Source organism: Streptomyces camelliae, assembly GCF_027625935.1.
GTDB classification, from domain to species: domain Bacteria; phylum Actinomycetota; class Actinomycetes; order Streptomycetales; family Streptomycetaceae; genus Streptomyces; species Streptomyces camelliae.
Genome location: NZ_CP115300.1, coordinates 7,094,126 through 7,119,640, shown reverse-complemented (window position 1 = coordinate 7,119,640; position 25,515 = coordinate 7,094,126). Strand labels below are relative to the sequence as shown.

Sequence of the window (25,515 nt, the reverse complement as noted above, 5' to 3'; positions counted from 1 at the left end):
GCCGCGCCTCTTCGGCAGATCCTATTGGTGTGGAAGATCTTGCTGGTCGAGTCTGACAGACTGCCGCCCAACTCGCCGGTCGGATGGCTCAGATGACGATCGCGGTGGCCCCCTCGATCTCCACGACGTCTACTTCCTGGCCGACTTCGTAGGCCCGGTCGGTGTCCAGGGCGCGTGCCGACCAGACTTCGCCGGCGAGTTTGATACGGCCGCCGGAGCCGTCGACCCGTTCCAGTACGACGGCCTGCTTTCCCTTCAACGCGTCGATGCCGGTGGCGAGTTGGGGGCGTTGCCTGGTGTGCCGGGCGGCGATGGGGCGGACGACGGCGATGAGGGCTACGGAGACGACGACGAACACGAGCACCTGGATCACGCCGTTGAAGCCGAGTCCGGCGGCGACGGCGGCCGCGACGGCTCCGACCGCGAGCATGCCGAACTCCGGCATCGCGGTGACGACGAGCGGAATGCCGAGCGCCGCCGCGCCGACGAGCCACCACACCCATGCGTCGATGTCGTTCACATGGTCATGGTAGGGCCGTGGGCGGGCGGCGGACAGGGCGCACGAGGGAAGCGCGGAGGGCTCAGGACAGGGGCAGGCCCTGGGCGGTCCAGCGGTCGCCGACCTGCTCGACGACGAGCGGGAGGCCGAAGCAGAGGGAGAGGTTGCGGGAGGTGAGTTCCAGCTCGATGGGTCCGGCGGCGAGGACCTTGCCCTGGCGGATCATGAGGACGTGGGTGAAGCCGGGGGCGATCTCCTCGACGTGGTGCGTGACCATGATCATCGAGGGGGCGATCGGGTCGCGGGCGAGCCGGCCGAGGCGGCGGACCAGGTCCTCGCGGCCGCCGAGGTCGAGGCCGGCGGCGGGCTCGTCGAGCAGGAGCAGCTCGGGGTCGGTCATCAGGGCGCGGGCGATGAGGGTGCGCTTGCGCTCGCCCTCGGAGAGGGTGCCGAAGCGGCGGTCCACGTAGTCGGTCATGCCGAGGCGGTCGAGGAAGGCGCGGGCGCGCTGCTCGTCGACCTCGTCGTACTCCTCCTGCCAGTGGGCCGTCATGCCGTAGGCGGCGGTCAGGACGGTCTCCAGGACGGTCTGGCGCTTGGGGAGCTTCTCGGCCATGGCGATGCCGGCCATCCCGATGCGGGGGCGCAGCTCGAAGACGTCGACCTTGCCCAGGGTGTCGCCGAGGATCGTGGCGGTGCCCTTGCTGGGGTAGAGGTAGCTGGAGGCGACGTTCAGGAGGGTGGTCTTGCCGGCGCCGTTGGGGCCGAGGATGACCCAGCGTTCGCCCTCCTTCACCGACCAGGAGACCTGGTCCAGCAGAGCCCGGCCCTCACGGATCACGGATACGTCCTGAAGCTCCAGAACCTCGCTCATGAGCGCGTTGTCTCCCCTTGCAGTGTGGCCGGTCTCGGCTGTCGCGTACGCCTGTGGCTCGGGCCGCAGTGCCGGTGGGCGCGGCCCTCATGAAATCTACGCCACGAGTGCGCCGCTCCATTCCATCGGTCCGGTCCTTAGGGTGGGGGCATGCTCTCGGAACCGCGTTCAGGACGCCTTGCCGCTTGGGGAAATGCCCTTTTGGCCGGACTTGTCTCTCCGGATGACGCCGTGCTCGCCATCGTGGGCGAGGACGCGGTGCACCGGGTGGAGGGGCTGCCCGGGGAGTCCGCGCCGGTCGGGCTCACGCTCGCGCTGGGGCGGCTGCGCACGTTGGGGGTGACCGGGCTGCGGGTGGCGCTGCCGGCGCCCGGCCATCCGCTGGGGCTGAGCGGTCCGCCGGAATTCAACGCGCGGGCGCTGGAGGCCGAGGAGGCGGTGGTCTGCTTCGGGGCCGCGTTCGGGCTGGTGCCAGAGGTGTACGAGGCCGGGCCCGCGGGTGATGTGCATGCCGAGGTGGTCTGGCATGTGCTGCCGGTGCGGGAGGCGCCGCCCGCCGATGTGCCGTCGCTGGGCGAGGCCGAGCGGGAGCTGGCGGAGGCGTTGCGCGAGGCGACCGAGGTGCTGTCGAAGCTGGACGTCACCGGGTCGGGTCCGGTGGCGGAGGCGGCGATCGACGCGTACCGGGCACGGGCCGAGCGCGGCCGGGAGGTGCTGGCGCCGGGATATCCGCCGCGTGCGGTACGGGTGTTGGAGCTGGCGCAGCGGGTCACGCTGCTGGTGTCGCTGGCGTACGGCAATGGGCACGGGGGTGCGGTCAGCGCCGGCGAGATGGCCGCGCGGTCGGAGGCGTTGCGACCGGTGGAGCGGACGGCTCGGCGGGCGCAGGTGGCGGCGTACAACTCCATCGTGGAGGAGCGGGAGCGGGGAACGCGGTAAGGGGTGGGCCGGGGGGCGTCGCCGCTCGGGGGTGCGGCGGGCGCGCCCGCGCCCGCGTCGACGCCGACGACGGACACGGCGACCACGGCCACGGCGGCCGTGCGGTCGGCTGCGAAACCGACAGGCCTCCCGGTGTGCCCGGGAGGCCTGTGGTCACTGTCGGCGGGACGTCACTGGTTGACGCCGAGGTTGCCGAAGGCCGGGTTCAGCGCGCCGATGACGTTCGCGCTGTTGCCGACCACGTTCACCGGGATGTGCACCGGCACCTGAGCGACATTGCCCGAGACGACACCGGGGGAGCCCTGGGCGTCGCCGACGGCCTGGGCGCCGTCGTTGGCGGAGGCCAGGCCCGCACCGGCGGCCACGAGACCACCGGCGAGCATCGTCACGGCCGCTGCCTTCTTCAGGTTCTTCACTTTCCAACCCCTCCTAGGCGTTCACCACGGCGGTTCGCCGTGGCACGCACTGGAGAACGGCACGGTTCGCCGGAGGATGCGCCGTCCGGGTGACATTCCCACGACGGTATGAATCTCAGTCCGGAGTGTGACCCTCAGGGTTGCCGTGCGTGACGCCCGCGGCGGGGCGGCGGGGCGGGTGTTTCAGCCGGCCACGCCGTGGCGTACGGCCCACAGCGCGGCCTGGGTGCGGTCGGCGAGGTCGAGTTTCATCAGGATGTTGGAGACATGCGTCTTGACGGTCTTCTCCGACAGGACGAGGGCGCGGGCTATCTCGCGGTTGGAGCGGCCGTCGGCGATCAGGCCGAGCACCTCGTTCTCCCGCTCGGTCAGCGAACCGCCCCTGCCCTGGCCGGAGTTGCTCTCGTCCTGGGAGAGCAGGGCGCCGGCGACCTCCGGCTGGAGCAGGACGTGGCCGGCGTGCACGGAGCGGATGGCGCCGGCGAGGGCGTCGGGGTCCACGTCCTTGTAGACGTACCCGGCGGCGCCCGCGCGCAGGGCGGGGACGACCGTGCGCTGTTCGGTGAAGCTGGTGACGATCAGCACGCGCGCGGGGTTGGCGAGTTCGCGGAGCTTGCGCAGGGCGTCGATGCCGTCCATGCCGGGCATCTTGACGTCCATCAGGACGACGTCCGGGCGCAGTTCCTCGGCGCGGGCGACGCCCTCGGCGCCGTCGGCCGCCTCTCCGACGACCTCGATGTCGTCCTGCACCTCCAGGAAGGTGCGCAGGCCCCGGCGGACGACCTGGTGGTCGTCGACGAGCAGCACCTTGATCGGGTCAGCCACCGGGGACCTCCATCTCGATCGTGGTGCCCTTGCCGGGCACCGATTCCACGGTCAGCGTGCCGCCGACCCCGCTCGCCCGGTCTCGCATCGAGACCAGGCCCAGATGCCGTCCGGCGTGGCGGACGGCCTTGGGGTCGAAGCCCCTGCCGTCGTCGCTGACGCGCAGCACGGCTCCGCCGCCGCGCCGGTCGACGCTCACCGCGACATGGCCGGCGCCGGAGTGGCGCAGTGCGTTGTGCAGGGCCTCCTGGGCGACCCGGAGCAGGGCTTCCTCCTGGGCGGCGGGCAGGGCGCGGAAGCTATTACTGGTGAAGGTCACGCGCGCGGTGTGGGCGCGGTCGAGGACCTGGATCTGGGTGCGCAGGGTGGCGATGAGACCGTCCTCGTCGAGGGCGGCGGGGCGCAACTCCACGACGGCGGCGCGCAGTTCGTCGACGGCCTCGGCGGCGAGCGTGGCGACCTGCTGGAGTTCGCCCTTGGCGCGGGCGGGGTCGCGGTCGACGAGGGCCGCTGCGGCCTGGGCGGTCAGGCGCAGGGAGAAGAGCTTCTGGCTGACGGCGTCGTGCAGTTCGTGGGCGAGGCGGGAGCGTTCCTCGGCGATGGTGAGCTCGCGGCTGCGTTCGTAGAGCCGGGCGTTGGTGAGGGCGATGGCGGCGTGCTGGGCGAGGATGGCGAGCAGCTCCTGGTCCTCTTCCGTGAAGCCGCAACTGCCTTCCGGTTCGGGGCGCGGGGGGTGTGCGGGGTTTCCCCCCACAGAATGCAGCTTGTTGGCGAGGAAGAGGGCGCCGATGACCTCGTCGCCGTCGCGGATGGGCAGGCCCAGGAAGTCGACCAGGTCGGGGTGGGCGGACGGCCAGCCCTCGAAGCGGGGGTCCTTGCGCACGTCGGCGAGACGCTCCGGGCGGGCCTCGTGCAGCATCGAGGCGAGGATGCCGTGCTGGCGGGGCAGCGGGCCGATGGCCTTCCACTGGGCGTCGCTGACGCCGTCGACGACGAACTGGGCGAAGCCGCCGTGGTCGTCGGGGACGCCGAGGGCGGCGTACTGCGCGTCGAGCAGCTCGCGGGCGGAGGCGACGATCGTCTTGAGGACGTCGCGCACCTCCAGATGCCTGCTCATGGCCAGCAACGCGGAGCTCACCGCGGCGAGGCCGGACCGGGGGCCTTGACTCATGTCCTCACGGTACCGGCGGGGTGTGACAGCGCGGATCGGACCGCCGGGGGCCGGGCCCGGTCCGCTGGGCGTAGGGCGGGCGGCGTAGGTCGCCGACCCGGGTTCGGCGGCGGGGCCCCTCGGCCGGGGTTCGGCAGTGCGGTGGGTCGCTCGGCCGGAGTTCGGCGGTGTGGGCCGCTCGGCCGGAGTTCGGCGGTGTGGGCCGCTCCGCCGGGGCGCGAGGAAGGCATCGGGTCCAGGGAGCGCGGCAGAGGTCCCTGGCGAGGGGGCGCAGCACGGATCCCTCCACGCGCGGGGACGACGGCCGGTGGGCGGTCGAGCTGCGGGAACCGGACGACGAGGGCGGCACGCGCGCGCGTACGGGCACGCACGCGGGGACCAGGGTGTCGTTGCCGGGTGGGGCGCGGCCGGGGCGGAGGAAGTGGTGCGGGCGGCCGAGGCGGAGGGAGTGGTGCGGGCGGCCGAGGGGTGGACGGACCTGGTGGTCATGCCGGAGCGCGGGGTGCGGGTGGTGGACGGGCTGCTGACCGGGCTGCACGAGCCGGAGGCCTCGCACCTTACTGATGCTGGAGGCGGTCGGGGGGCGGGCCGCGGTCGACCGCGGCTACGACGAGGCGCTGCGCGGGCTCTGCCTGTGGCATGAGTCCGCCGATGTCCACCTCGTCCTCCCGGAAGAGAGCCCTCACACAGAGCATTGCGATGGCAACTCTTGGTGAAACCGTTACGTCTCTGATGTGAGCCCGCGCATAGGGCCCACATCACGTACTAACGGACATAGGAGAAAAAGCTTCCCGGAGCGAACGGGGCGGACGGGCCAGTCTGTCCCGTTTTGCCCTTCCCCGATCCACTACCCGGGATCGTATGTCACATCTTTGCCTGGGCATTTTGCGCCAGCTAAGAATTGCTCCGTCGCTCAGCGCCGTGGGTCACCGGCCCGCGGCGTTCGTGCGGGAGGAGCCGATTCCCCCGGCGGACGCAGGAGCGACCTCCGCGCTTACGAGAGGTCCATCAGCCATGCCCAAGAACGTTCTCACCCGAGCTCATAGTCGCGCCCTGACCAAGCAGGGCAAGGCCGCCATCGCCGGTGTCGCCGCCCTCGGCGCCGCCGCCCTGGCCATCTCGGCGGCCCCCGGCCACGCCGAGACCGTCACCACCGGTGCCCCGGCCGCCGCCGCCCAGGTCGCGAGCAGCACGGCGCTGAAGAACGTCCAGGGCACGGTCACCGACCAGCTCGCCACGGACACGGTCAAGCTCGACGGCTTCGCCGCGCAGAAGAAGGCCGCCGACGCCGCCGTGGCGAAGAAGGCCGCCGACGAGGCCGCCGCCAAGAAGGCCGCCGCCGACGCCGCCGCGCAGAAGGCCGCTCAGGAGCGCGCCGCCAACGACGCCGCGAGCCGTTCCGCGCAGCGCCCGCAGATGGAGATGGTCGCCGCCAAGAAGACGTACGCCAACAACCTCGACGGCTGGATCCGCGAGGCCCTGGACATCATGAAGGCCAAGGGCATCCCGGGCTCCTACAGCGGTCTGCACCGCAACATCATGCGGGAGTCCTCGGGCAACCCGATGGCCATCAACAACTGGGACATCAACGCCGCCAACGGCATCCCGTCCAAGGGCCTGCTCCAGGTGATCCAGCCCACCTTCAACGCGTACCACGTGTCGGGCACGTCCTGGAACATCTACGACCCGGTCGCCAACATCACTGCCGCCGCCAACTACGCGGCGCACCGCTACGGCTCGATGGACAACGTCAACAGCGCGTACTGAGGCCTGGCGCGGACCTCAGCGACGTAACGGACGCAATGCCGAAGGGCGGCACCCCGGGAAACGGGGTGCCGCCCTTCGGCGTCGTACGGGCGCGGTTACTTGCGCATGACCTCCGGCTCGTGGCGGCGCAGGAAGCGGGCCACGAAGAAGCCGCAGATCACACCGAGCACGATCAGCGCGACCATGTCCAGGGTCCAGGCCCCGCCCGTGTGGTTCCACAGCGGGTCGGTGCTGCTCGGGTTGTCGGTGTTCGGCGCGATGTTGTTGAAGTCCAGCGTGGCACCGGCCGCGGCCACCGCCCAGCGCGACGGCATCAGGTACGAGAACTCGTTGACGCCGAGCGTGCCGTGCAGAGTGAACAGACATCCGGTGAAGACGACCTGGATGATCGCGAACATCACCAGCAGCGGCATGGTCTTCTCGGCGGTCTTCACCAGCGAGGAGATCACCAGGCCGACCATCATCGACGTGAAGCCGAGCGCCATGATCGGCACGCACAGCTCGAACAGCGTCGAGCCGCCGAGTACGACGCCCTGGTCCGGGATCTCGCGGCTGGAGAAGCCGATCACGCCGACCAGCAGGCCCTGCAGCACGGTGACGGCGCCGAGCACGACCACCTTGGACATCAGGTACGCCGAGCGGGACAGACCGGTCGCGCGCTCCCGCTCGTAGATGACCCGTTCCTTGATCAGCTCACGCACCGAGTTCGCGGCACCCGCGAAGCACGCGCCGACGGCGAGGATGAGCAGCACCGTGGTGGCCGTGCCGTTCGGGATGTGCGCGCCGGTGCGCGGGTTGACCGCCTCGTTGACCAGCAGGCCCCGCTTGTGGTCGATCAGCAGGCTGACCGAGCCGAGCACCGCCGGCAGGATCACCGTCAGCGCCAGGAAGCCCTTGTCGGAGACGATCACCGACACATAGCGCCGGATCAGGGTCATCAGCTGCGAGCCCCACGCCTGCGGCTTGGGCGGCTTGATGGCCTGCGGCGGCGGCATGTGTGCGGATACGGACTGCGGGGCGGCCGCGTCGATGTCCGCCGCGTACATCTGGTAGTGCTGCGAGCCCTTCCAGCGGCCCGACCAGTCGTAGTCACGGTAGTTCTCGAAGGCGGAGAAGACATCGGCCCAGCTGTCGTAGCCGAAGAAGTTCAACGCCTCCTCCGGCGGGCCGAAGTACGCCACCGCGCCGCCCGGCGCCATCACCAGCAGCTTGTCGCACAGCGCCAGCTCGGCCACCGAGTGGGTGACGACGAGGACCGTACGGCCGTCGTCGGCGAGGCCGCGCAGCAGCTGCATGACATCGCGGTCCATGCCCGGGTCGAGACCGGAGGTCGGCTCGTCCAGGAAGATCAGTGACGGCTTGGTGAGCAGCTCCAGGGCGACCGAGACGCGCTTGCGCTGACCGCCGGACAGGGACGTGACCTTCTTGTCCTTGTGGACGTCCAGCTTCAGCTCGCGCAGCACCTCGTCGATGCGGGCGTCGCGCTCGGCCGCGGTGGTGTCGGCAGGGAAGCGCAGCTTGGCCGCGTACTTCAGGGCCTTCTTGACGGTCAGCTCCTTGTGCAGGATGTCGTCCTGCGGGACCAGACCGATGCGCTGGCGCAGCTCGGCGAACTGCTTGTACAGGTTCCGGTTGTCGTACAGCACCTCGCCCTGGTTGGCGGGCCGGTAGCCGGTGAGCGCCTTGAGCAGGGTCGACTTGCCGGAGCCGGACGGGCCGATGACCGCGATCAGCGACTTCTCCGGGACACCGAAGGAGACGTCCTTCAGGATCTGCTTGCCGCCGTCGACGGTGACGGTCAGATGGCGCGCGGAGAAGGAGACCTCACCGGTGTCGACGAACTCTTCCAGCCGGTCGCCGACGATCCGGAAGGTGGAGTGACCGACGCCGACGATGTCGTTCGGGCCGAGCTGGACCGAGCCGCCCTTGGGCACCGGATGGCCGTTGACGTACGTGCCGTTGTGCGAGCCCAGGTCGCGGATCTCGAAGCGGCCGTCGGGCGTCGAGTGGAACTCGGCGTGGTGCCGGGAGACCTGGAGGTCCGAGACGACCAGCTCGTTCTCCAGGGCACGGCCGATGCGCATCACGCGGCCGATGGAGAACTGGTGGAACGTGGTCGGGCTCCGGTCGCCGTAGACCGGCGGCGCCCCCGCGCCGCCACCGGGCGTCTTCTGCGCGTACTGATCGGCGGGCGCCGCCTGCTGCTGCGGGAACGCCGCGGCCTGCGGCTGCTGCCAGCCGGGCTGCTGCGGCGCCGGTGCCTGCTGAGGCACCGCCTGCTGGGCCGGTGCCTGCTGCGGTACGGCGGCCTGCTGGGCCGGCGGGGCCTGCTGGGCCCAGCCCGGAGCACCGGCTGCCTGCGCGCCGGCGCCCTGCGCGGCGTACGGCGCCTGCTGCTGTCGGCCGGCCACGGCACCGGACAGATTCAGCCGCGGTCCGTCGGTCGCGTTGCCGAGGTGCAGCGCCGAGCCCGGGCCGATCTCCATGTGCTGGATCCGCTGACCCTGCACGAACGTGCCGTTGGTGCTGCCGTGGTCCTCGACGACCCAACTGCGGCCGTTGAAGCTGACCGTGGCGTGTCGCCAGGACACCCTGGCGTCGTCGAAGACGATGTCACCCTGCGGATCGCGGCCGAGGGTGTACGGCCGGGACGGATCCAGCGTCCAGGTCCGTCCGTTTGATTCCAGAACGAGTTCAGGCACTCCATGCCCCACTGAGTTGTCCCCCGAATTACCCCCATCGCAGGGAGTCTAGGGATGTCGAACATCGGGGGGAACTATTTCAGGCTCCGCCCTCTGACCGAAACCCGGGCCTTGTCACGGATGCACCCGTGCGCTCCAACTCGCGCCGTTGACGGGGTTGAAATCCATCCGGAGAGTGGTAATCCCGGCGAGGGGGACAAGCACGGCCGTGCCGCCGCGCGGCGGTTCGACGGCCACAGCGCCGCGGTTCGGCGGGATCTGCCACGAGGGGATCGGGGGGTCTGCCATGAGCTCAGCCACGCGTGCCGGGTCCACGCGGCGCGCCGGAAAGGTGCCCTGGACGGATGCCCTGTTGTCCGCGATCGCCGCGGTGAGCTGGGCGTTGATCGGGATGGCGGGCACGGCCGCGCTCGGACTGCATCTGCTCCAGGCGGACACGGCGGGCTCACTGGGCCCCATGACGGCCGCTGTTGTGGCGCTCGGGGCGGGTGGTTCGGTCACGCCGTCGGGCGATGTGTCCGCTTTCGGACTGAAAGGCGCCGAGGCGCACACCGCCATCGAGATCACGCCACTCGGGGTGAGTCTGGTCGGTGCCCTGCTGTTGTCGTGGTTCTTCCTACGATCCTTGCGCACGGCCGGAGTTGTCATCGCCCCCGCCGAACTCCTCGCGCGCGCGGGCACGATGACGGTGCTCTTCGTGGCGATGCTGGGCGGTCTCGCCTGGGCCGGGCACGACGTCATCACCATCGACGGCGGCTCGCTCGGCGCCGGTGCGCTGCCGGGCGCGGGCGGGAAAGGGAGCGGCGGACTCAGCCTGCCCGGCCTCGGGGACGTGAGCGGGCTGCTGCCGGACCGGATCGGCGGCCTGATCCACGCCAAGGCCGGCGTCGGCTTCACCGTGGACACCCCGGCCACGCTCCTGGGCGGGCTCGGCTGGTGCGCCGGGGTTCTGCTGATCGCGCTGCTGGCCGGCCGCCGCGCTCCCCTGCCGCCGGGCTGGTCCGCGGTGCACCGGGTGGTACGGCCGGCGGTCTCGGCGCTCGTCACCGTCCTGCTGCTGGCCGTCGCGGCCGGGCTCGCCGCGGCGGCGTACGCGGCGATCGGCGACGACCACCCGCGGCGGATCGCCGGCGCGGCCCTGCTCGGCGCCCCCGACGGCGTCTGGCTCGGCCTGCCCCTCGGCCTGTTCGTCCCCTGGGACGGCCACGCCACGGGACTGCTCCGCACGGTCCTCCCCCATCCCCTGGACCAGCTCATCGGCACGAGCTCCGACCGTCCGGTGACCGTGCGCCGACTGGCCGACCTGGACAACCGGGTGTGGCTGCTGACGGTGGCGGCCGCGCTGGCAATGCTGCTGGCCGGCGTATTGACAGCGGCGCGTACGGCGGTGGTACGCGGGTCTTCTCGCAGCGCCGTGGGGCGGGGCGCCGCGGGGCGGGGAGTGCGGGGGCCTCACGGCGCCGTGGGGCGCGGGGGGCGGCGGCTGGGCAGCGCCCTGAGTCGTAGGGTGCGGCCGGGGGACACCGCCCGCGGTTATGAGGTACGGCCGCCAGACAGCACCCGCGGTGATGAGGCACGGCCGCAAGGCAACCGCCCCGGCCGCGGAGTACGGCCACCCGACACCGCGCTCGGCCGTGAGGTACGGCCGCCAGACAGCACCCGTGGTGATGAGGCGCGGCCGCAAGGCAACCGCCCCGGCCGCGGAGTACGGCCACCCGACGCCGCACTCGGCCGTGAGGTACGGCCGCCCGACACCGCCCTCGGTCTGGCCGTCCGCTGCGCTGTGCGCCTCGGCATCGTCACCGCCCTCGCCCTCCCTCTGCTCGTCCGGCTGGCGGACGTCTCCGTGACCGCGTCGCTGTCCGTCCTCGGCTTCGACGCCTTCGGCGCGGGTGTCGTGCTGCACGGCCACCTCGGGTCCGCGCTGTTGCTGGGGGCGGTGTGGGGTGCGGGCGCGGGGGCGGTGGGGGCGCTGCTGGCCTGGGCCACGGGGGCGGCGGGGTCCAGTGCGGTGTGGGCGGCTCGGGGAGCACCGGCCGGGGTGGCGGTCGACCGGGCCGAGGACGAGGAGGGCGCCGGCGCGGTGTACGGCCCCGGGCGCGGGAGTGCGGCCGAGACTCACGGGAGTGCGGCCGAGGCTTCGGGGTACGGCGGTGCGGCGGGGCCTGCGCCCTACGGTGGCCCCGGTGCCGGCGGCTCCGGTGCCGGCGGCTCCGGTGCGGCAGGATCCGGACGCCCCGGACACGGCGGCGGTGCCGGGCCGTACGCTCCAGGTGCGCCGTACCGGCCGCCGAATCCGGACACGAACCCCTACCTGAAGGTGCCGGAAGAGCCCCGCGGGGAGCCCGAGGACGCGCGACCGCCGGGGTCCCGCGACGATGTGTACGGCGCCCCGACCGTCGCCGGGCCCCTCGACGGCGCTCCCCCGCCACCCCGGCGCCGTCCCCCGGCACGGCCAGGGGACCGCTCACGGCGGCCGGACGGTCCCGAGTGGCCACCGCCGCCCCCGCCCCCGCCCCCGCCCACGGCACCGCCGGGGAAGCCGAAGCGGCGCGGCTGACTCCGCCGGGTCCCCGCCCGGCACCCGGCCGACACCGCTCCCCCTGTGCCGCCTCCCGTTTCTCCCCGTGCTGCCCTGCCCGCCCGGGGTGACTCGTGGCACAGTCGAGGTGGAGCCAGGGGATGCCGTACGGGGGCGCCACGGTTTCTCCTGGTGGCAAGATCCCCGACACCGATCGGACATCCATTGTTCCGTGTCCGTCAGGCGGACCTCGGCGGCGCGGGGCACTGGGTGCCGGATACGGTGGTGACACCATGAGCGCTTCGCAGATCCCTGCTTCGCAGACCCCCGAGGTCCCCACTCTCCTCGTCAAGATCTTCGGCAAGGACAGGCCGGGCATCACGGCGGGCCTGTTCGACACCCTGGCCGCCTACCTCGTCGACGTGGTCGACATCGAGCAGGTCGTCACCCGGGGCCGCCTGGTGCTGTGCGCGCTGGTGACCAAGCCGCCGGCCGGCCTGGAGGGCGACCTGCGGGCCACGGTGCACAGCTGGGCCGAGTCGATGAAGATGCAGGCGGAGATCATCTCGGGGCTCGGCGACAACCAGCCGCGCGGTCTCGGGCGCTCCCTGGTGACCGTTCTCGGCCATCCGCTCACCGCCGAGTCGACGGCCGCCGTGGCCGCCCGGATCGCCAAGGCCGGCGGCAACATCGACCGTATCTTCCGGCTCGCCAAGTACCCGGTGACCGCGGTGGAGTTCGCCATCTCCGGTGTGGAGACCGAGCCGCTGCGCACGGCCCTGGCCTCCGACGCGGCGGCACTGGGTGTCGACATCGCGGTCGTCTCGGCGGGGCTGCACCGGCGCGCTCAGCGGCTGGTGGTCATGGACGTGGACTCCACCCTGATCCAGGACGAGGTCATCGAGCTGTTCGCCGCGCACGCCGGCTGTGAGGACCAGGTCGCCGAGGTGACGGCGGCGGCGATGCGCGGGGAGCTGGACTTCGAGCAGTCCCTGCACGCGCGCGTGGCGCTGCTGAAGGGGCTGGACGCCTCCGTGGTGGAGAAGGTCCGCAACGAGGTCCGGCTGACGCCGGGCGCGCGCACCCTGATCCGTACGCTGAAACGACTCGGCTACCAGGTCGGGGTCGTCTCCGGTGGCTTCACCCAGGTCACGGACGATCTGAAGGAACGGCTGGGCCTGGACTTCGCGCAGGCCAACACGCTGGAGATCGTCGACGGCAAGCTCACCGGCCGGGTCACGGGCGAGATCGTGGACCGGGCGGGCAAGGCGCGGCTGCTGCGCCGGTTCGCCGCGGAGGCCGGGGTGCCGCTGTCGCAGACGGTGGCGATCGGCGACGGCGCCAACGACCTGGACATGCTGAACGCGGCCGGTCTGGGGGTCGCCTTCAACGCCAAGCCGGTGGTGCGCGAGGCGGCGCACACGGCGGTGAACTTCCCCTTCCTCGACACCGTGCTGTATCTGCTGGGCGTCAGCCGCGAAGAGGTCGAGGCGGCGGACACGCACGACGAGGGCTGAGCCGCTCCGGCCGCCCGGCACACGGAAGGGCCCGGCACCGCGCGGTGCCGGGCCCTTCCGTGTGCCGGGGAGGTCAGTCGGCGGGGGCCCAGTAGTCCGTGAGCGTGGCCACGCCCGGCTCCAGGCTCTTCCAGGGGCCGTCGAAGGTCAGCAGGGCGAATCCGGCGGGCGGGAGGCCGCGGCGCTCCATCCGATCGCGGGCGTCGCCCTCGACGGCTCCGGAGAGGATGCCGGCCAGGCCGTGCGCACCGGGGTTGTGGCCGATCAGGATCACGTTGCGCACGTCGTCCGGGGTCTCGTTGAGCACGGCGATCAGCTCGCCGGGGGAAGCCTCGTAGATCCGCTCCTCGTAGACGGTCCTCGGGCGCTCCGCCAGTTCGTGGACGGCCAGCTTCCAGGTCTCGCGGGTCCGGACCGCGGTGGAGCACAGGGCCAGGTCGAAGGCGATACCGGTGTCGGCCAGCTTGCGTCCGGCGACGGCGGCGTCCATGCGTCCGCGCTCGGCGAGGGGACGCTCATGGTCGGACACCTGGGGCCAGTCGGCTTTCGCATGCCGGAAGAGGACGATCCTGTGAGGTTCTGCGGCGCTCATACGCCCCAGCTTCGCATGAAACAGGCCATGTGGTGCAGGGAGTTGATGTGCGGATTCACCGCGCGCGGGGGCTCCGGGTCAGCGCGCGAGGAGATGCTGGGCGCGCTCGAAGAGCTGCGTGATCGCGGGGTCGCCGCCGGCCGCGTGCGCGTCCGAGGGGTTCAGTATCAGCAACAGCAGCGCGATGAACGCGAGCGCGGGCAGGGCGAGGGCCCACCAGGGCAGCCGGATGTCCACACCGCCCGTGGTCGCCGGGTGGGGCCGGGAGTGGGTGCGGGCCGACATGATCGCCTCCGTGGGTCTTCGAGCGGGTCCGTGACCGCCATGTGCGGTCACATCTCGAAGCTACGGAATCCGGGGCCGCCAACCCATCCGGACTTCCACCCAGTTGACCCTGACCCTTACCCCCTAAGGGATGGTGGAGCTAGCCCCACCATCCACCGGGCGGAACGGCCGGCACCGGGCCCGGAGGTGGCCGGAAGGCGACCCTCAGGGCATGGCCGCCTCAGGGGGAGACGGCCTCAGCCGGGAGACGACCCAAGGGGGAAGGCGCCCCCAGGGGAAGGCGCCCCCAGGGGAAGGCGACCTCAGGGGGAGGCGATGATCGCGATGACGGCGATGACGGCGAAGATGGCGAAGAACGAGCCGAAGACGAGCAGCATCTTCTTCTGGCCGTTCTGCGGGTTCGGGTCGAGCACAGGCTGCATGCGGTCAGTGTCGCACCCGTCCCCCGCGCGCGTGCCGCCGGGGCCCGCCGTGCCGCCGGGGCCCGCTCAGCGCGCCGTCGCCTCGTCCTCCACGGTGCGGTTGCGGCCCGCCAGGAAGCCGACCAGGATCTGCGGCACCATCAGGCCCGCCATGAGGGCGATCGGCAGTCCCCAGCCGCCGCTCTGCTGGTAGAGCACACCGACCAGCAGCGGGCCGGGGATGGAGATGAGGTAGCCGGTGCTCTGCGCGAACGCGGACAGCTGGGCGACGCCCGCACCGCTCCTGGCCCGCATGCCGACCATCGTCAGGGCCAGCGGGAAGGCGCAGTTGGAGATGCCGAGCAGCACCGCCCAGGCCCAGGCGCCGGCGGCCGGCGCGACGTAGAGACCGGCGTAACCGGCGAGCCCGCACACGCCGAGGACCAGCACGATCGGCCCCTGCTGGGGCAGCCGGGTGGCGACGCGCGGGATGACGAAGGCCAGCGGCACGCCCATCACCATGGTGACGGCGAGCAGCACGCCCGCGGTGCCGGCCGGGACACCGGCGTCCCGGAAGATCTGTGCCATCCAGCCCATGGTGATGTAGGCGGCGGTGGCCTGGAGGCCGAAGAAGACGGCGAGCGCCCAGGCGGTGCGGCTGCGGGTGATGCGCAGGGGCGCGGGCTGGTCCCCGGCCGACTCGGCGGACCCGGCCGCCTCCGCCGCACGCCCCGGCTGCGGCCGGGGCCGGAGCTGCGCGGGGGCGGTGCCGCGGTCCCTGACGAGCGGCAGCCAGGGCAGGACGGCGGCGGCCGCGAGGGCGGCCCACACGGCGAGGCCGGGCCGCCAGCCGCCGCCCAGGCCGTCGGTCAGCGGCACGGTGACCGCGGCGGCCAGGGAGGTACCCATGGCCAGGGCCATCGAGTACAGGCCGGTCATCGAGCCGACGCGGTCGGGGAACCAGCGCTTCACGATGACCGGCATGAGCACGTTGCTGACCGCGATGCCCATGAGGGCGAGTGCGCTGGCGGCCAGGAAGCCGGCCGTACTCCCGGCGTACGGCCGTATCAGCAGGCCCGCGGTGATGGCGGCCATGCCGGCGCACACCACGGCGGCCGGGCCGAAGCGGCGGGCCAGGCGGGGGGCGGTGACGCCGAAGACGGCGAAGCAGAGCGGGGGCACGGAGGTGAGCAGGCCGGCCACGCTGCCGCTCATGCCGAGCCCGTCGCGGACCTCCTCCAGGAGGGCGCCGAGGCTGGTGATGGCCGGGCGGAGGTTCAGCGCGGAGAGCACGATGCCGACGACGACCAGGCGGGCCGCCCACGCGCGCGTGCGGTCTGCGCCGGGGACCGCATCGGAGGTCGCACCAGGGGTCGTCTCGGCAGTACTCGCCGCGGCGGTGACCCGGCGTCCGGGGTCCCGGTGTCCGGGATCCCGGCGTCCGGGGGATGGCATCGCCGTACGGGTGTCCGTGGTCCGGGTTTCCTCACTAGCCATGAAACACATCATAGAATCATGGGATGATTGGTTGTCCATCCCCGGGACGTCCGGACCCGGGCCTGTCGTGCGAAGGTGTGCCATGCCCCTGAGCCACCCGCGTCGTTCGGCGCTGTCCGAGCAGGTCATCGCCGAACTGCGCAACCAGATCACCTCCGGCGAGTGGCCGGTCGGCTCGCGTATCCCGACGGAGCCGGAGCTGGTCGAGCAGCTCGGCGTCGCCCGCAACACGGTCCGCGAGGCCGTCCGTGCGCTCGCGCACAACGGTCTGCTGGACATCCGGCAGGGCTCCGGCACGTACGTGGTGGCGACGAGCGAGCTGGCCGGCGTGATGCACCGCCGGTTCGCCGGCGCCGACCCGCGGCACATCGCCGAGCTGCGCGCCGCGCTGGAGTCGGCCGCGGCGAAGCTGGCCGCCGAGCGGCGCACCGAGAAGGACCTCAAGCAGCTGGACGCGCTCATGGAGCGGCGTGAGGAGGCCTGGGAGACGGGCGACGCGGAGGCGTTCGTGGCGGCCGACGCCACCTTCCACCTGGCCGTCGTGGCCGCCTCCCACAACGACGTCATGACGGCGATGTACGCCGACCTGGGCGAGGTGCTGCGGGACTGGCTGCGCGCGGACGTCGGGGCGGAGCTGACCCCGGAGACGCACATGGATCACACCCGGCTGCTGGACGCGATCCGCACCGGGGACGCGGAAGCGGCGGCGGCCGAGGCGGCGAGCTATCCCTTCCTGTGCCGGCCGGGCCGGTTCAGCGCACCTTCTGGTGGCTGATCCAGGCAGAGCGGACCTCCTTCCAGCACCGGCCCGTGAGCCGTACCGTCAGGGCGGGCCCGGCGTCCACCGGGGCGCTGTCGGTGTCGATGTCCCACCAGCGCGCGCACTTGATGTGCAGACGTACGCGGTCGGTGTCGACATAGGGGTTGTGGCAGTAGGCCACCACATGTGAGCCGTGCACCGCCGTCCGGCAGGCGGCGCCGAACGGGCTGGGCGCGGGCGGCTTCCCGTCGTGCACGCGCGCGTGGGCCGGCGCGGCGTACGGAGCGGAGAGCAGGAGGGCCACGGCCACGGTCACCGGGGCCAGGCTACTGGACAGGCGCACAAGGGGACCTCCTCGGCCGGGCTGGGGAGGATCACGTGAGGTGAACGCGTAATCAAGAGTGCGCCGTTGAGCCGGGTGCGCGCCCGGCGGGTGGGCCGAACGGGTGACGTCGCCGATACGGCCCCCGATACGACCCCCGATACGGCCGAGGCCCGCAGCCCCTGAAGGGGTGCGGGCCTCGGCCGGTGGTCGTGCCTCGGCGGCAGCGTCACGCGCCGATCGCGTGCAGGCCGCCGTCGACGTGAATGATCTCGCCGGTGGTCTTCGGGAACCAGTCGCTCAGCAGGGCGACGATGCCGCGGCCGGCCGGCTCCGGGTCCTTAAGGTCCCACTCCAGCGGGGAGCGGGTGTCCCAGACGGCGGCCAGCTCGGTGAAGCCCGGGATGGACTTGGCGGCCATGGAGCCGAGCGGGCCCGCGGAGATGAGGTTGCAGCGGATGTTCTGCTTGCCCAGGTCACGGGCGATGTAGCGGCTGGTCGCCTCCAGGGCGGCCTTGGCCGGGCCCATCCAGTCGTACTGCGGCCAGGCGAACTGCGCGTCGAAGGTGAGGCCGACGACCGAGCCGCCGTTCTGCATCAGCGGCAGGCAGGCCATGGTCAGCGACTTCAGGGAGTACGCCGAGACGTGCATGGCGGTGGCGACGGACTCGAACGGGGTGTTGAGGAAGTTGCCGCCGAGCGCGTCCTGCGGCGCGAAGCCGATGGAGTGCACGACGCCGTCCAGGCCGCCCAGCTCCTCGCCGACGATGTCGGCCAGCCGGCCGAGGTGCTCGTCGTTGGTGACGTCCAGCTCGATGACCTTGGTGGGCTTCGGCAGCTTCTTGGCGATGCGCTCGGTCAGCGTGGGCCGCGGGAACGCGGTCAGGATGACCTCCGCGCCCTGCTCCTGGGCCAGCTTGGCCGCGTGGAAGGCGATGGAGGACTCCGTCAGCACACCGGTGATCAGGATGCGCTTGCCCTCAAGGATTCCGCTCATGGTGATCAGTGACCCATTCCCAGTCCGCCGTCAACGGGGATGACGGCTCCAGTGATGTACGAGGCGTCGTCCGAGGCGAGGAACCGCACCGTCGCGGCGATCTCCTCGGGCTGCGCGTAACGGCCGAGCGGCACCTGCGACACGATGTTCTTGCGCTGCTCGTCGGTGAGCACCTTGGTCATGTCGGTGTCGACGAAGCCAGGCGCGACGACGTTGAAGGTGATGTTGCGCGAGCCCAGCTCACGGGCGAGGGAGCGCGCGAAGCCGACCAGGGCGGCCTTGGAGGCGGCGTAGTTCGCCTGCCCCGCCGAGCCCAGCAGACCGACCACGGACGAGATCAGGACGACGCGGCCCTTCTTGGCGCGCAGCATGCCGCGGTTGGCGCGCTTGACGACCCGGAAGGTGCCGGTGAGGTTGGTGTCGATGACCGAGGTGAAGTCCTCCTCGGACATGCGCATCAGGAGCTGGTCCTTGGTCACGCCGGCGTTGGCGACGAGGACCTCGACCGGACCGTGCTGGTCCTCGATCTCCTTGTAGGCCTGCTCCACCTGCTCCGGGTCGGTGATGTCGCACCTCACGGCCAGGCAGCCCAGATCCGTCAGGGTGGCCGGCGGCTCACCCGAGCGGTACGTGATCGCGACCTTGTCCCCGGCATCGGCGAATGCGCGGGCGATGGCGAGGCCGATGCCCCGGTTTCCTCCGGTGACGAGAACCGAGCGGCTCAACGGATCACCCTTTCGATAGCGGTCTGAAGCGTCGTGCTACCCGCCCGAACACGTCGACGGCAGGCGGCTTCATCGAAAACCTATCGGTAGCGCCACGTGCCCGGGCAATCGGGCACCGACAGTGGCTGGGGTGCGGCGCTGTCGGGTTTCTACAGTCGGCCGTCGGATCAGTCCCCCGCGCCGGGAGCGTGAGCCGTCGGACCTGACTGGTGTGCCGCATCCAGCATGCGCTTACCCACAGGCTGCCGGTGACCCGTCTCCGACCGCCAGGCGGGTGGCCCCTGGTCCGACAGCTCGCGCAGGGTGCGTTCGACCTGCCGCAAATGGCCACCGTGGTCGTCGCCGTACGCGCCCACGACTGTCGGCCAGCGTTCCAGGAGCTGTGCGAACTCCTCCGCCGGCCAGAACAGAACGCATGCGTCGAGGTCGCCGTGCACGCCGAAGCGCTCCACCTCCAGGACTCCAAGGACAAGGGCATCCGTCCTCTCGCTGTCACGCGGACCGCCTGGGCCCGTTCACGGGGCTCGCGGCGGGCTCGTCTCTGGACGGCTGAGGTCACGTCGTAACGTTCGCGGGCGGGCACGGGAGTTGGTCCCGCGCCCGCCCGCTGTGCTGAGCCTCGTCGCCCCCGTCCTCCAGACCGCCCAGCAGTCGCCAGGCGAGATCCGCGAGAGTCGCGCCCTCGGGCGTGAGCCCGCGCCGACTGCACTCATGCCGTAGAACGGCTCTCTCTGGGTCACGTCCGCGGGAGTGGTGTATCGACGGCCACTCGGTGATCTCTTCTTTGAGGCTATGCGGTGAGTTCCGTCGGGATGACTGTGTCGTCGGTTTCTGACTCGATCGGGTGGAGGCGGGCCTTGGCCAGCAGGTCGAGTCCCATGTAGCGGCGGGCTTCGGTCCACTCGTCGTTCTGCTCGGCCAGCACCGCGCCGACCAGGCGGATCAGGGCGGTGCGGTCGGGGAAGATGCCGACCACGTCGGTGCGGCGGCGGATCTCCTTGTTGAGCCGTTCCTGCGGATTGTTCGACCAGATCTGCCGCCAGATCTCGCGCGGGAACGCGGTGAACGCCAGCACATCGCCCTGAGCGGCGTCCAAGTGGGCTGCCGCCTTGGGGAACTTGGCCTCCAATGCGTCCAGGACGTGCCGCATCTGGGACTGGACTGCATCGATGTCGGGTTGTTCGAAGACGGTCCGCAGCAGCGTGGCCACCCACGGCTGGGCCGACTTGGGCACCTGGCTCAGCAACGCGCGGGCGTAGTGAGTACGACATCGCTGCCAGCTCGCGCCGGGCAGGGTGGCCCCGATCGCGTTGACCAGGCCCATGTGCGCGTCTGAGATGACCAGTTGGACGCCCGATAGGCCGCGGGCGATCAGGGAGCGCAGGAAGGCCAGCCAGCCGGCGCCGTCCTCGGCAGTGGCCACGTCCAGGCCGAGAATCTCACGGTGCCCATCGGCGTTGACGCCGACCGCGATCAGCGCGTGGACGTTGATGATGCGGCCGCCCTCGCGAACCTTCTGCGTGAGCGCGTCCACCCAGACGAACGCGTAGGGGCCGGCGTCCAGGGGCCGGTTGCGGAACGCGGCGACCTGTTCGTCGAGATGCTTGGCCATGGCGCTGACCTGGGACTTCGACAGCTGGGTGACGCCCAGGCTCTCGGCGAGCTTCTCCACTCGGCGGGTGGAGACGCCGAGCAGATAGGCGGTGGCGACCACGCTGATGAGGGCCTGCTCAGCCCGGCGGCGACGCTCCAGCAGCCAGTGCGGGAAGTAACTGCCCTGACGCAGCTTGGGAACGGCGAGTTCGACGGTGCCCGCGCGGGTGTCCCACTCGCGAAGGCGATACCCGTTGCGATGGTTGACTCGCTCGTCGCTGACCTGCCCGTATTCAGCATTGCAGAGGGCATCGGCCTCGGCGGACATGAGCGCGTCCGCGAACGTCTTGACCATCGCGCGCAGCAGATCGGGACTCGCCGCTGCGAGGTTGTCCTCCGCGAGGGCGTGCAGGGGCAGACTGTCGGGTGCGGTCATCGTGCTGATCTCCTTCGTGACTCGACATCTCGAAGATCAGCCGGTGGCCGTTCATCTATGCGGGCGTCACCCCGACGCGGGAGCAAACCCCCGGATCAGGTCGAACCCGTACACCACTTCCCAGGACGCAACCTCTCTCTGGACGGGCGGACCGGAAACCGTCTGAGCAACTTGATCGGTCTCTGAGCCCAGCGGTGGCCACTGACAGCCCATGAAGCTTTCGCGCTTTCGCCTGCCCCCAAGGGAAAACCCGCATGTACGCAGAGTGCGGGGCATGTTTGACTTCCGTCATCGGCGATTCGGATGGTCCGAGCAGGCCGGACCAGGTGGTAGCAGCGAAGGGATCCCACCCGTGCCTCATGAAATCGATCAGTCGTTCCTGGCACTGCCCCTACGCCCCCTCGCCGACGCCGCGCTCGCACGCGCGCGTGCGCTGGGGGCCGAGCACGCGGACTTCCGGTTCGAGCGGGTGCGCAGCGCCTCCTGGCGGTTGCGGGACGCCAAGCCCGCAGGTTCGTCGGACACCACCGACCTCGGGTACGCGGTCCGGGTCGTGCACGGCGGTACGTGGGGCTTCGCCTCCGGGGTGGACCTGACCCTGGACGCGGCGGCCAAGGTCGCCTCGCAGGCGGTGGCGATGGCCAAGCTGTCCGCGCAGGTGATCAGGGCCGCAGGGTCCGACGAGCGGGTGGAGCTGGCCGACGAAGCCGTGCACGCCGACAAGACGTGGATCTCGTCGTACGAGATCGATCCGTTCTCGGTGCCCGACGAGGAGAAGGCCGCGCTGCTGGCCGACTGGAGCACGCGGCTGCTGGCCGCGCGGGGCGTCGACCATGTGGACGCCTCGCTGCTCACCGTGCACGAGAACAAGTTCTACGCCGACACCGCCGGGACCGTGACGACGCAGCAGCGGGTACGGCTGCACCCCCAGCTCACCGCCGTGTCGGTGGACGAGTCGAGCGGCGAGTTCGACTCGATGCGGACCATCGCGCCGCCCGTCGGCCGCGGCTGGGAGTATCTGACCGGCACCGGCTGGGACTGGGACGGCGAACTGGAGCGGATCCCGGAGCTGCTCGCCGAGAAGATGCGGGCCCCGAGCGTGGAGCCGGGCCTGTACGACCTGGTGGTCGATCCCTCCAACCTGTGGCTGACGATCCATGAGTCCATCGGGCATGCGACGGAGCTGGACCGGGCGCTCGGCTACGAGGCCGCCTACGCCGGCACCTCCTTCGCCACCTTCGACCAACTGGGCAAGCTGCGGTACGGCTCCGAGCTGATGAACGTCACCGGCGACCGCACCGCCGAGCACGGCCTCGCGACCATCGGATACGACGACGAGGGCGTCGAGGCGCAGTCCTGGGACCTGGTGAAGGACGGCACCCTGGTCGGCTACCAGCTGGACCGCAGGATCGCGAAGCTGACCGGGTTCGACCGCTCCAACGGCTGCGCCTTCGCCGACTCCCCCGGGCATGTGCCCGTGCAGCGCATGGCCAATGTGTCCCTGAAGCCGGATCCCGCCGGGCTGTCCACCGAGGATCTGATCGGGGGCGTCGACCGGGGCATCTACGTCGTCGGCGACCGGTCCTGGTCGATCGACATGCAGCGGTACAACTTCCAGTTCACCGGGCAGCGCTTCTTCAGGATCGAGAACGGGCGGATCACCGGGCAGCTGAAGGACGTGGCCTACCAGGCCACGACCACGGACTTCTGGGGCTCGATGGCGGCGGTCGGGGGCCCCCAGACGTACGTCCTCGGCGGCGCCTTCAACTGCGGCAAGGCCCAGCCGGGCCAGGTGGCGTCCGTGTCGCACGGGTGCCCGTCGGCCCTGTTCAAGGGCGTCAACATCCTCAACACGACTCAGGAGGCCGGTCGATGAGCGCCCGTAGCAACAAGCCGCACGAGGTCGTCGAGCAGGCGCTCGCGCTGTCCCGGGCCGACGGCTGTGTCGTCATCGCCGACGAGCACTCGACCGCCAACCTGCGCTGGGCGGGCAACGCACTCACGACCAACGGTGTCACGCGCGGTCGTACGCTCACCGTGATCGCGACCGTGGACGGCAAGGAGGGCACGGCCTCGGGGGTCGTGTCCCGGTCGGCCGTCACGGCGGACGAGCTGGAGCCGCTGGTGCGGGCCGCCGAAACCGCCGCGCGCGGTGCCGGGCCCGCCGAGGACGCCCAGCCCCTGGTCACCGGGGTGCCCGAGTCCCCCGACTTCGCGGACGCGCCCGCCGAGACCTCCTCCGCGGTGTTCGCCGATTTCGCCCCGGCCCTCGGCGAGGCGTTCGCACGCGCGCGTGCGGGCGGCCGTGAGCTTTATGGCTTCGCCAACCACGAGCTGGTGTCCACGTATGTGGGTACGTCCACGGGCCTGCGCCTGCGCCACGACCAGCCCACCGGCACGCTGGAGCTGAACGCCAAGTCGCCCGACCGGCTGCGCTCGGCGTGGGCCGGCCGCTCCACACGGGACTTCAAGGACGTCGACCCGGGCGCCCTGGACGCCGAGCTGGCCGTACGGCTCGGCTGGGCGGAGCGGCGGGTGGAGCTGCCCGCGGGCCGGTACGAGACGCTGCTGCCGCCGACCGCGGTCGCGGACCTGCTGATCTACCAGCTGTGGTCGGCGTCGGGCCGGGACGCGGCCGAGGGCCGGACGGTGTTCTCCAAGCCGGGCGGCGGCACGCGCGTGGGCGACCGGCTGAGCGACCTGCCACTGACGCTGCGCAGCGACCCGAACGAGCCCGGCCTGGAGTGCGCGCCCTTCGTCGTCGCCCACTCCTCCGGCGGCGACCAGTCGGTGTTCGACAACGGGCTGCCGGCACACACCACCCGGTGGATCGACGAGGGTGTGCTCAAGAACCTCACCACCACCCGGCACAGCGCCGCGCTGACCGGGCTGCCGGTCGCCCCGGCGCTCGGGAACCTGATCCTGGACGGCGGGGACGACCGCTCGCTTCAGGAGATGGTCGCGGGGACCGAGCGCGGGCTGCTGCTGACCTGCTTGTGGTACATCCGCGAGGTCGACCCGGCGACGCTGCTGCTCACCGGTCTGACCCGGGACGGCGTCTACCTCGTGGAGAACGGCGAGGTGACCGGGCAGGTGAACAACTTCCGGTTCAACGAGTCGCCGGTGGACCTCCTGGGGCGGGCCACCGAGGCCGGGCGCACCGAGAAGACGCTGCCGCGCGAGTGGAGCGACTGGTTCACCCGGGCCGCGATGCCCGCGCTGCGCATCCCGGATTTCAATATGAGCTCTGTCAGTCAGGGCGTATAACCTCGTAGGCGGTAGTCGCTCGACTGCCCGAAGATCATCAAGGAGATACGAGAACCGTGACGGACATCGTCGACGAGCTGAAGTGGCGTGGGCTCATCGCCCTCTCCACGGACGAGGACGCATTGCGCAAGGCGTTCGCGGACGGTCCCGTCACGTTCTATTGCGGCTTCGACCCGACCGCGCCCAGTCTGCACCTCGGCAATCTGGTGCAGATCCTCACGATGCGCCGCATCCAGCAGGCGGGCAACCGTCCGCTGGGCCTGGTCGGGGGTGCCACCGGTCTGATCGGTGACCCGAAGCCCACCGCGGAGCGCACGCTCAACGCGCCCGAGATCGTCGCCCAGTGGGTGGAGCGGCTGCGCGCGCAGATCGAGCCGCTGCTGGACTTCGAGGGCCCGCACGCCGCGGTGATGGTCAACAACCTGGACTGGACCCAGGGCCTGTCGGCCATCGAGTTCCTGCGGGACATCGGCAAGCACTTCCGGGTCAACAAGATGATCGCGAAGGAGGCCGTCTCCCGGCGGCTGAACTCCGACGCGGGCATCAGCTACACCGAGTTCAGCTACCAGATCCTGCAGGGCATGGACTTCCTTGAGCTGTACCGGCGGTACGGCTGCACCCTGCAGACCGGTGGCAGCGACCAGTGGGGCAACCTCACGTCGGGCACCGACCTGATCCACCGGGTCGAGCCGCACGCCGTGGTTCACGCGCTCGGCACCCCGCTGATCACCAAGGCGGACGGCACCAAGTTCGGCAAGACCGAGTCCGGCACGGTCTGGCTCGACCCCGAGATGACGACGCCGTACGCGTTCTACCAGTTCTGGCTGAACGCGGACGACCGGGACGTCTCGAAGTTCCTGCGCATCTTCAGCTTCAAGTCCCGCGAGGAGATCGAGGAGCTGGAGCAGCAGACGCAGGACCGTCCGCAGGCGCGGGCGGCGCAGCGGGCGCTCGCCGAGGAGCTGACGACGCTGGTGCACGGCGCCGACCAGACGGCCGCGGTGATCGCCGCGAGCCGCGCCCTCTTCGGGCAGGGCGAGCTGGCGGAGCTGGACGGGGCGACGCTGGCGGCGGCGCTGTCCGAGGTGCCGCACATTCAGGTCACCGAGCTGGCTCCGGTGGTCGACCTGTTCGCGGAGGTCGGTCTCGTCGCCAGCAAGTCCGCCGCGCGGCGGACGGTGAAGGAGGGCGGCGCCTACGTGAACAACGTGAAGGTCGCCTCCGAGGATGCCGTCCCGGCGAAGGACGAGCTGCTGGACGGGCGGTGGCTGGTGCTGCGGCGTGGGAAGAAGAACCTCGCCGCGGTGGAGGTTGTCTCGGCTTAGCGCCGTCGGGGCGTGGGGTTCGCACATCGATGCGACCCCGCGCCCCTTTTCACCTTCAGGGCGTTTTCAGGTTCACCTTCAGGG

24 protein-coding genes and 1 pseudogene are annotated in these 25,515 nt (G+C 71.3%); 10 read left to right on the top strand and 15 right to left on the bottom strand.

The window, feature by feature from the left end; all coding sequences use genetic code 11:
* Nucleotides 1–88 precede the first annotated feature (88 nt).
* Together O1G22_RS32615 and O1G22_RS32610 are read right to left on the bottom strand one after the other, a co-directional pair.
* On the bottom strand, nt 89–520 hold the full coding sequence (locus tag O1G22_RS32615) for an NfeD family protein (RefSeq protein ID WP_225100727.1): 432 nt from the start codon (nt 518–520) through the stop codon (nt 89–91).
* 61 nt (nt 521–581) lie between these two features.
* Entirely contained in the window at nt 582–1,373 is a 792-nt protein-coding gene (locus O1G22_RS32610; protein WP_225100728.1) for an ABC transporter ATP-binding protein, read from the bottom strand.
* A 150-nt stretch (nt 1,374–1,523) separates the two neighbouring features.
* Between O1G22_RS32610 and O1G22_RS32605 the strand changes: the two genes are divergently transcribed.
* On the top strand, nt 1,524–2,312 hold the full coding sequence (locus tag O1G22_RS32605; RefSeq protein ID WP_270084592.1) for a hypothetical protein: 789 nt from the start codon (nt 1,524–1,526) through the stop codon (nt 2,310–2,312).
* Between the two features lie 170 nt (nt 2,313–2,482).
* Here O1G22_RS32605 and O1G22_RS32600 read toward each other — a convergent pair whose 3' ends face one another.
* From O1G22_RS32600 to O1G22_RS32590, 3 genes are all read right to left on the bottom strand, one after another.
* Nucleotides 2,483–2,728 (bottom strand): chaplin, encoded by a 246-nt coding sequence (locus O1G22_RS32600; RefSeq protein ID WP_270084591.1) that lies wholly within the window; start codon nt 2,726–2,728, stop codon nt 2,483–2,485.
* A gap of 183 nt (nt 2,729–2,911) precedes the next feature.
* Nucleotides 2,912–3,553 carry a response regulator gene (locus O1G22_RS32595; protein WP_225100731.1) on the bottom strand — a complete coding sequence of 214 codons (642 nt, stop codon included), beginning with the start codon at nt 3,551–3,553 and terminating at the stop codon, nt 2,912–2,914.
* Nucleotides 3,546–4,724: a GAF domain-containing sensor histidine kinase gene (locus tag O1G22_RS32590; RefSeq protein ID WP_270084590.1), complete on the bottom strand. Its 1,179-nt coding sequence runs from the start codon at nt 4,722–4,724 to the stop codon at nt 3,546–3,548. Before O1G22_RS32590 ends, O1G22_RS32595 begins: the two co-directional genes overlap by 8 nt.
* Nucleotides 4,725–5,073: 349 nt before the next feature.
* Here O1G22_RS32590 and O1G22_RS32585 point away from each other — a divergent pair.
* Both O1G22_RS32585 and O1G22_RS32580 read left to right on the top strand, forming a co-directional pair.
* A pseudogene (locus O1G22_RS32585) lies at nt 5,074–5,440 on the top strand (S-adenosylmethionine:tRNA ribosyltransferase-isomerase); the annotation flags it as partial.
* 298 nt (nt 5,441–5,738) lie between these two features.
* Complete coding sequence (locus tag O1G22_RS32580; protein WP_270084589.1) at nt 5,739–6,491, top strand: transglycosylase SLT domain-containing protein; 753 nt, start codon at nt 5,739–5,741, stop codon at nt 6,489–6,491.
* Between the two features lie 95 nt (nt 6,492–6,586).
* Here O1G22_RS32580 and O1G22_RS32575 read toward each other — a convergent pair whose 3' ends face one another.
* Nucleotides 6,587–9,193 carry an ABC transporter ATP-binding protein/permease gene (locus O1G22_RS32575; RefSeq protein WP_270084588.1) on the bottom strand — a complete coding sequence of 869 codons (2,607 nt, stop codon included), beginning with the start codon at nt 9,191–9,193 and terminating at the stop codon, nt 6,587–6,589.
* Between the two features lie 286 nt (nt 9,194–9,479).
* On the opposite strand from O1G22_RS32575, the gene O1G22_RS32570 reads away from it, so the two are divergent.
* Both O1G22_RS32570 and serB read left to right on the top strand, forming a co-directional pair.
* On the top strand, nt 9,480–11,753 hold the full coding sequence (locus O1G22_RS32570; protein WP_270084587.1) for a streptophobe family protein: 2,274 nt from the start codon (nt 9,480–9,482) through the stop codon (nt 11,751–11,753).
* 254 nt (nt 11,754–12,007) lie between these two features.
* On the top strand, nt 12,008–13,231 hold the full coding sequence (gene serB, locus O1G22_RS32565) for a phosphoserine phosphatase SerB (RefSeq protein WP_225100736.1): 1,224 nt from the start codon (nt 12,008–12,010) through the stop codon (nt 13,229–13,231).
* Nucleotides 13,232–13,304: 73 nt separating this feature from the next.
* On the opposite strand, the gene O1G22_RS32560 is transcribed toward serB, so the two are convergent.
* From O1G22_RS32560 to O1G22_RS32545, 4 genes are all read right to left on the bottom strand, one after another.
* Nucleotides 13,305–13,823: a SixA phosphatase family protein gene (locus O1G22_RS32560; RefSeq protein ID WP_270084586.1), complete on the bottom strand. Its 519-nt coding sequence runs from the start codon at nt 13,821–13,823 to the stop codon at nt 13,305–13,307.
* Between the two features lie 78 nt (nt 13,824–13,901).
* A complete protein-coding gene (locus O1G22_RS32555; protein WP_225100738.1) occupies nt 13,902–14,108 on the bottom strand; it encodes a hypothetical protein in 207 nt (68 codons plus the stop codon).
* Nucleotides 14,109–14,410: 302 nt separating this feature from the next.
* Entirely contained in the window at nt 14,411–14,530 is a 120-nt protein-coding gene (locus tag O1G22_RS32550; protein WP_263636869.1) for an SGM_5486 family transporter-associated protein, read from the bottom strand.
* A gap of 66 nt (nt 14,531–14,596) precedes the next feature.
* On the bottom strand, nt 14,597–16,018 hold the full coding sequence (locus tag O1G22_RS32545) for a CynX/NimT family MFS transporter (RefSeq protein ID WP_428986428.1): 1,422 nt from the start codon (nt 16,016–16,018) through the stop codon (nt 14,597–14,599).
* A 70-nt stretch (nt 16,019–16,088) separates the two neighbouring features.
* Between O1G22_RS32545 and O1G22_RS32540 the strand changes: the two genes are divergently transcribed.
* Nucleotides 16,089–16,781 carry a FadR/GntR family transcriptional regulator gene (locus O1G22_RS32540; protein WP_270084584.1) on the top strand — a complete coding sequence of 231 codons (693 nt, stop codon included), beginning with the start codon at nt 16,089–16,091 and terminating at the stop codon, nt 16,779–16,781.
* On the opposite strand, the gene O1G22_RS32535 is transcribed toward O1G22_RS32540, so the two are convergent.
* The 4 genes from O1G22_RS32535 to O1G22_RS32520 all read right to left on the bottom strand — a co-directional run bounded on the left by O1G22_RS32535 (nt 16,759) and on the right by O1G22_RS32520 (nt 19,262).
* Nucleotides 16,759–17,109, bottom strand: a complete 351-nt coding sequence (locus O1G22_RS32535) for a hypothetical protein (protein ID WP_270084583.1) — start codon at nt 17,107–17,109, stop codon at nt 16,759–16,761. The genes O1G22_RS32540 and O1G22_RS32535 overlap by 23 nt on opposite strands.
* A gap of 208 nt (nt 17,110–17,317) precedes the next feature.
* Complete coding sequence (gene fabI / locus O1G22_RS32530; RefSeq protein WP_270084582.1) at nt 17,318–18,085, bottom strand: enoyl-ACP reductase FabI; 768 nt, start codon at nt 18,083–18,085, stop codon at nt 17,318–17,320.
* Between the two features lie 5 nt (nt 18,086–18,090).
* Entirely contained in the window at nt 18,091–18,810 is a 720-nt protein-coding gene (gene fabG, locus O1G22_RS32525) for a 3-oxoacyl-[acyl-carrier-protein] reductase (RefSeq protein WP_270084581.1), read from the bottom strand.
* Nucleotides 18,811–18,977: 167 nt separating this feature from the next.
* Complete coding sequence (locus O1G22_RS32520; protein WP_270086705.1) at nt 18,978–19,262, bottom strand: hypothetical protein; 285 nt, start codon at nt 19,260–19,262, stop codon at nt 18,978–18,980.
* On the opposite strand from O1G22_RS32520, the gene O1G22_RS32515 reads away from it, so the two are divergent.
* Nucleotides 19,242–19,376, top strand: a complete 135-nt coding sequence (locus O1G22_RS32515; protein WP_270086610.1) for a hypothetical protein — start codon at nt 19,242–19,244, stop codon at nt 19,374–19,376. The genes O1G22_RS32520 and O1G22_RS32515 overlap by 21 nt on opposite strands.
* 224 nt (nt 19,377–19,600) lie before the next feature.
* On the opposite strand, the gene O1G22_RS32510 is transcribed toward O1G22_RS32515, so the two are convergent.
* Nucleotides 19,601–20,839, bottom strand: coding sequence for an IS256 family transposase (locus O1G22_RS32510; RefSeq protein WP_270079380.1), 1,239 nt, complete (start codon nt 20,837–20,839; stop codon nt 19,601–19,603).
* A 352-nt stretch (nt 20,840–21,191) separates the two neighbouring features.
* Between O1G22_RS32510 and O1G22_RS32505 the strand changes: the two genes are divergently transcribed.
* From O1G22_RS32505 to tyrS, 3 genes are read left to right on the top strand one after another with little or no spacing between them, the layout of a single operon-like run.
* Nucleotides 21,192–22,715 (top strand): TldD/PmbA family protein, encoded by a 1,524-nt coding sequence (locus O1G22_RS32505; RefSeq protein WP_270084580.1) that lies wholly within the window; start codon nt 21,192–21,194, stop codon nt 22,713–22,715.
* Nucleotides 22,712–24,106, top strand: coding sequence for a TldD/PmbA family protein (locus O1G22_RS32500; RefSeq protein ID WP_270084579.1), 1,395 nt, complete (start codon nt 22,712–22,714; stop codon nt 24,104–24,106). The genes O1G22_RS32505 and O1G22_RS32500 overlap by 4 nt, the downstream gene beginning before the upstream one ends.
* A 56-nt stretch (nt 24,107–24,162) precedes the next feature.
* Entirely contained in the window at nt 24,163–25,431 is a 1,269-nt protein-coding gene (gene tyrS / locus O1G22_RS32495; RefSeq protein WP_270084578.1) for a tyrosine--tRNA ligase, read from the top strand.
* Nucleotides 25,432–25,515 lie beyond the last annotated feature (84 nt).